The sequence below is a fragment of the Streptomyces flavofungini genome (assembly GCF_041028215.1).
GTDB classification, from domain to species: domain Bacteria; phylum Actinomycetota; class Actinomycetes; order Streptomycetales; family Streptomycetaceae; genus Streptomyces; species Streptomyces flavofungini_B.
This window is the reverse complement of record NZ_JASKYR010000545.1, coordinates 1-5262: the sequence shown is the minus strand read 5'-3', so window position 1 is coordinate 5262 and position 5262 is coordinate 1. Positions and strand designations below refer to the sequence as shown.

Annotated in this window: 7 protein-coding genes; 1 reads left to right on the top strand and 6 read right to left on the bottom strand. The window is 71.0% G+C overall.

The window, feature by feature from the left end; translation table 11 throughout:
- Both AB8Z36_RS29255 and pyrR read right to left on the bottom strand, forming a co-directional pair.
- Positions 1–594, bottom strand: a 594-nt coding sequence (locus AB8Z36_RS29255) for an aspartate/ornithine carbamoyltransferase family protein (RefSeq protein ID WP_369216395.1), incomplete at its 3' end; no start/stop codon positions are given.
- An 89-nt stretch (positions 595–683) separates the two neighbouring features.
- On the bottom strand, positions 684–1256 hold the full coding sequence (gene pyrR, locus AB8Z36_RS29250) for a bifunctional pyr operon transcriptional regulator/uracil phosphoribosyltransferase PyrR (RefSeq protein WP_369216394.1): 573 nt from the start codon (positions 1254–1256) through the stop codon (positions 684–686).
- Positions 1257–1480: 224 nt separating this feature from the next.
- On the opposite strand from pyrR, the gene bldD reads away from it, so the two are divergent.
- The gene (gene bldD, locus AB8Z36_RS29245; protein ID WP_055698930.1) at positions 1481–1981 is read left to right on the top strand and encodes a transcriptional regulator BldD; all 501 of its coding nucleotides are present in this window, start codon (positions 1481–1483) and stop codon (positions 1979–1981) included.
- Positions 1982–2268: 287 nt separating this feature from the next.
- Here bldD and nusB read toward each other — a convergent pair whose 3' ends face one another.
- The 4 genes from nusB to AB8Z36_RS29225 form a co-directional block, all read right to left on the bottom strand.
- On the bottom strand, positions 2269–2703 hold the full coding sequence (gene nusB, locus AB8Z36_RS29240; protein ID WP_369216393.1) for a transcription antitermination factor NusB: 435 nt from the start codon (positions 2701–2703) through the stop codon (positions 2269–2271).
- 2 nt (positions 2704–2705) lie between these two features.
- Positions 2706–3272 (bottom strand): elongation factor P, encoded by a 567-nt coding sequence (efp, locus tag AB8Z36_RS29235; protein WP_062779556.1) that lies wholly within the window; start codon positions 3270–3272, stop codon positions 2706–2708.
- Positions 3273–3331: 59 nt separating this feature from the next.
- Positions 3332–4438: an aminopeptidase P family protein gene (locus AB8Z36_RS29230; protein ID WP_369216392.1), complete on the bottom strand. Its 1107-nt coding sequence runs from the start codon at positions 4436–4438 to the stop codon at positions 3332–3334.
- A gap of 99 nt (positions 4439–4537) precedes the next feature.
- A partial coding sequence (locus AB8Z36_RS29225) for an AAA family ATPase (protein WP_369216391.1) occupies positions 4538–5262 on the bottom strand: 725 nt, incomplete at its 5' end.

Genomic DNA, 5262 nt, shown 5'->3' with positions numbered 1-5262 from the left:
CGGGCCCGGGACCGGGGTGACCTCGGCGCCGAGGGTGTGCAGCAGGTCCACGTTGGAGCGGGSCACGCGGCTGTGCAGGACGTCGCCGACGAGGGTGATGCGCTTGCCCGCCAGGTCCTTGCCGAGCCCCTCGTCGGGCCCGACCAGGCGGCGCCGCATGGTGAAGGCGTCCAGCAGGGCCTGGGTGGGGTGCTGGTGGGTGCCGTCACCGGCGTTGATGACGGCGGCGTCGATCCAGCCGGAGGTGGCCAGGCGGTACGGGGCGCCGGAGGCGCCGTGCCGGATGACGACGGCGTCGACGCCCATCGCCTCCAGGGTCTGCGCGGTGTCCTTGAGGGATTCGCCCTTGGAGACGGACGAGCCCTTGGCGGCGAAGTTGATGACGTCGGCGGAGAGCCGCTTCTCGGCGGCCTCGAAGGAGATCCGGGTCCGCGTCGAGTCCTCGAAGAAGAGGTTGACGACGGTGCGGCCGCGCAGGGCGGGCAGCTTCTTGATCGGCCGGTCGGCGACCCGGGCCATCTCCTCGGCCGTGTCGAGGATGAGGACGGCGTCGTCGCGGGAGAGGTCGGCGGCCGAGATGAGGTGTCGCATCATCGGGGGTTACTCCGGTGTGTGGAGGTCTGCGGGCACGCGGGCGCGCAGGGGTGTGCCCTGGTGCCCGTGCGGGGAGGAAGCCGGTCCTGTCAGGCGGAGGCGGGCTTGGCGCCGAGCAGCACGGCGTCGCGGCCGTCCTCCTCGGTGAGCTGGACCTTGACCGTCTCCCGCAGCGACGTGGGGAGGTTCTTGCCCACGTAGTCGGCGCGGATGGGCAGCTCTCGGTGGCCGCGGTCGACGAGCACGGCGAGCTGCACCGCGCGCGGGCGCCCGATGTCGTTCAGCGCGTCGAGGGCGGCCCGGATGGTGCGGCCGGAGAAGAGGACGTCGTCGACGAGGACGACCAGGCGGCCGTCGATGCCCTCACCGGGGATGTCGGTGCGGGCCAGCGCGCGCGGGGGGTGCATGCGCAGGTCGTCGCGGTACATGGTGATGTCGAGGGAGCCGACCGGAACCTCGCGTCCGGTGACGCCCTGGAGCTTCTCGGCGAGCCGGCGGGCGAGGAAGACGCCACGGGTGGGGATGCCGAGGAGGACCACGTCGTCGGCGCCCTTGGCGCGCTCGACGATCTCGTGGGCGATGCGGGTCAGTACCCGCGCGATGTCGGGGCCCTCGAGAACGGGGCGCGCGACAGCGGAGTCTTTCGTTTCCTGCGTGTCCATATGAAAACGGACCTCCTTCTCCGCCTCACGGGACGGACTTTAAAGGACGTCGAAATTGCGCCACCACGGTACCAGCACTGGTGACCGAGTACGACATCGGACTCCACCGATGGAGCGGTAGAGACCATTCGGCTTGACGCAGGCAAGTAACGCTGCGTAACCTCACAGTGAGTTACCAGCCACGCGGCGGAGCCGCCTGATTGTCGCAGCGTCCGGGGAGCTATATGTCCAGCGAATACGCCAAGCAGCTCGGGGCCAAGCTCCGTGCGATCCGTACCCAGCAGGGCCTTTCCCTCCACGGAGTCGAGGAGAAGTCCCAGGGACGCTGGAAGGCGGTCGTGGTGGGGTCGTACGAGCGCGGCGACCGTGCCGTGACCGTGCAGCGCCTCGCCGAGCTGGCGGACTTCTACGGCGTCCCGGTGCAGGAGCTCCTGCCGGGCACCGCCCCCGGTGGCGCCGCCGAGCCGCCGCCGAAGCTCGTCCTTGACCTGGAGCGTCTTGCCCATGTGCCGGCCGAGAAGGCGGGCCCGCTCCAGCGCTATGCCGCCACGATCCAGTCCCAGCGCGGTGACTACAACGGCAAGGTGCTCTCGATCCGCCAGGACGACCTGCGCACCCTCGCCGTGATCTATGACCAGTCCCCCTCGGTCCTCACCGAGCAGCTCATCAGCTGGGGCGTGCTGGACGCCGACGCGCGCCGCGCCGTCGCGCACGAAGAGGTCTGATCACCACCTCACAGCTCAGCAGAAACGTGCCGCCGGGGTGGCCGCAGCCGAAAGGCCGCGGCCACCCCGGCGGTTTGTGCTTTACCCAAAGCTTTGGCAGGCGCCCATGGGGGCACTTTCCGTGTCCCCGACGTCTGCCCTTTGGTGCATGGCCCCGGTGCATGGCTCCGCCACGGACGCATAACCGCCTTTGCCCGAGGAGGGTTCAAGGAGGGCCCGAGGAGAGGAAACCCGGAGGGCCCGCGGCTGTTCGCCGCGGGCCCTCCGGGTGACGTTACCGAGCGGCCTTACGCCTCGTCGCGGCGCAGGGACGGCTTCAGGTCCTTGAAGCGCCCGAGCAGACCGTTCACGAAGGACGGCGACTCGTCCGTGGAGAACTCCTTGGCGAGCTGGACCGCCTCGTCGAGCACCACCGCGTCGGGCGTGCCGTCGACCCAGACCAGTTCGTAGGCGCCGAGCCGGAGGATGTTGCGGTCGACGACCGGCATCCGGTCCAGGGTCCATCCCACGGCGTACTGCGCGATGAGTTCGTCGATGCGGCGCTCGTGTTGCGCGTACCCCTCGACGAGCTCCATCGTGTACTCGCTCACCGGCGGCTGCCGGGTGTCGGACCGCGAGTGGCGCACCCAGTCAGCCAGGACCGTCAGTACGTCGGTGCCGCGCTGGTCGGCCTCGAAGAGGATCTGGAAGGCGCGCTTGCGGGCCGTATTACGAGCAGCCACGGTTAGCTGTTCACCCGGCCGAGGTAGCTGCTGTCACGGGTGTCGACCTTGATCTTCTCGCCGGTCGTGATGAAGAGCGGCACCTGGATCTGGTGACCGGTCTCCAGCGTGGCGGGCTTGGTGCCACCGGTGGAGCGGTCGCCCTGGACGCCCGGCTCGGTCTCCTGGATCACGAGCTCCACGGCGGCGGGCAGCTCGACGAAGAGCACGGAGCCCTCGTGCTGCGCGACCGTGGCGGTGAAGCCCTCGATCAGGAAGTTGGCGGCGTCGCCGACGGCCTTCTTGTCGACGTGCAGCTGGTCGTAGGTCTCCATGTCCATGAAGACGAAGTACTCGCCGTCCATGTAGGAGAACTGCATGTCGCGCTTGTCGATCGTGGCCGTGTCGACCTTGACGCCGGCGTTGAACGTCTTGTCGACGACCTTGCCGGAGAGCACGTTCTTGAGCTTGGTGCGCACGAATGCCGGGCCCTTGCCGGGCTTGACGTGCTGGAACTCGACGACGGACCAGAGCTGGCCGCCTTCGAGCTTGAGCACCAGGCCGTTCTTGAGGTCGTTCGTGGAAGCCACGGTTGCTTCAATCTCCTGGACTGACGTGGACGACCCCGGCGCACGCGCACAGCACTGGGCTAGAGCGCGAGCAGCTCCTTGGTCGTAATGGTGAGTAGCTCGGGTCCGCCGTCCGCCTCGGGGCGTACGACGAGCGTGTCATCGATCCGGACACCGCCCCGGCCCGGGAGGTGAACCCCCGGTTCGACGGTGACCGGCACGCAAGCGTCCAGTTTACCCATGGCCGCGGGCGCCAATTGAGGGTCCTCGTCGATTTCGAGCCCCACACCGTGACCGGTCACCGGAGCGAGTCCTTCTGCGTACCCCGCCGAGTCCATCACATGACGGGCCGCGCGGTCCACGTCGCGGCAGGCCGCGCCCGGCACGAGGGCCTCCCTGCCCGCCCGCTGCGCCGCGAAGACGAGGTCGTACAGCTCGATCTGCCAGTCCGCGGGCGAGGTGCCGATGACGAACGTACGCCCGATCTCGCACCGGTATCCGCGGTAGCTGGCCCCCAGGCAGACGGAGAGGAAGTCGCCCTCCTCCACCCTGCGGTCGGACGGCCGGTGTCCGCTCAGCCCCGAGTTCGGCCCGGTCCCGACCGAGGTCGCGAAGGCGGGACCGTCGGCCCCGTGATCCACCAGACGCCGCTCCAGCTCCAGGGCGAGATGCCGCTCGGTCCGCCCGACGAGAATGGATTCGAGCAGCTCCCCCAGGGCCTGGTCGGCGATCTCCGCGGCGATCCGCAGGCAGGAGATCTCCTCCTCGTCCTTGATGAAGCGGAGCTGCTCGACCGCGCCGCCGAGGTCCACCAGCCGCAGCCGCGGGGCGACCGAGCCGAGCGCGCGGTGCCGGGCGACGGTCAGGTCGTGCTCCTCCACGGCCAGCGACTCGGCGCCCCGCGCGGCGGCGAGCCCGGCGCCCGCCACGGCCGGGTCGGCGCCCGGCTCGGGCAGCAGCCGCATCCGCAGCGCCTCATCGGGCCGCCCCTCGCCGTGCTGATCACTGGGGGGTCTCCCGCACAGCAGGACGTCCTCGTCCCCGCCCACAAGGAGCACGGCGCCCTGGGGCGCCGCCCCTGCGAGATAGCGGACATTGGCGGGCCGGGACACCAGCGCCGCGGCGGTTCCGCCCGCGGCACACCGCTCCCTCACCCGCTCCCTGCGGACCGCGTACACCTCAGACATGGGGCGAGCCTATGAGCGCGGCCGCGCTCCGGCCCGGCCAGCGCGTCCGACCGGGCGTCGGGGCGGCGGCACCGGCGGCTCAGGGCCCGGCCGGAGCCCTCACCACTGCGGCGGGCTCGCGATCGCCCGGGCCAGGACGTCGTCCAGGAGCTGGGCCGTGGCGGGCACGTCCAGTTGGGAATTGTCGATGATGGGCAGGCCCGAGCCGTACCAGCCCGCCATGCGGCCGTGGATGCGGGCCACTTCCTCGTCGGTCAGGCGGCGGTTGCCGCTGCGCCGGGCGTTGCGCTCCAGGACGATCTCCAGGCCCGGCAGGAGGACGACGGGCAGCAGGCCGGGGCCCACATGGCGCTTCCAGCCGCCGAGACCGACGACCGGACGGTCGGGGAAGACCGCGTCGTCGAGGATGCAGGAGATGCCGTTCGCCAGGAAGTTGCGCGCGGCGAAGCCGCAGGTGCGGCGGGCCAGGCGGTACTGGGCCTCGGAGTGGTCGTTCCAGCCCGACTGCGGGTCGGCGAAGCCCGAGCGCACCCATTCGCGCACGTCGTCGAGGCTGATGTGGGCCGTCGGCACAGGGCGGTGCTCCGCCCAGTACTTCGCCACGCTCGTCTTGCCCGCGCCCGCGGGGCCGATGAGCAGCACGGCGAGCGTGGCGGCCGCGGTGTCGGCCTGCGCCGTGCCCGGGGGCGGGCTCGGCATCGCGACGGGGGTACCCGGCGGAAGCTGGATGTGCCCGGTGCTGTCCGGGGGCGGCACGGGGCCCGGCGGGTGCGGGGCAGGCGGGTGCGGGACAGGTGCCTGGCCGTGCGGGTGCGGGTGCGGGA

Bases quoted from the DNA above. Each gene is read 5' to 3' on its own strand.
- bldD (WP_055698930.1), top strand. From the start codon at position 1,481: ATGTCCAGCGAATACGCCAAGCAGCTCGGGGCCAAGCTCCGTGCGATC.
- pyrR (WP_369216394.1), bottom strand. From the start codon at position 1,256: ATGGACACGCAGGAAACGAAAGACTCCGCTGTCGCGCGCCCCGTTCTC.
- AB8Z36_RS29230 (WP_369216392.1), bottom strand. From the start codon at position 4,438: ATGTCTGAGGTGTACGCGGTCCGCAGGGAGCGGGTGAGGGAGCGGTGT.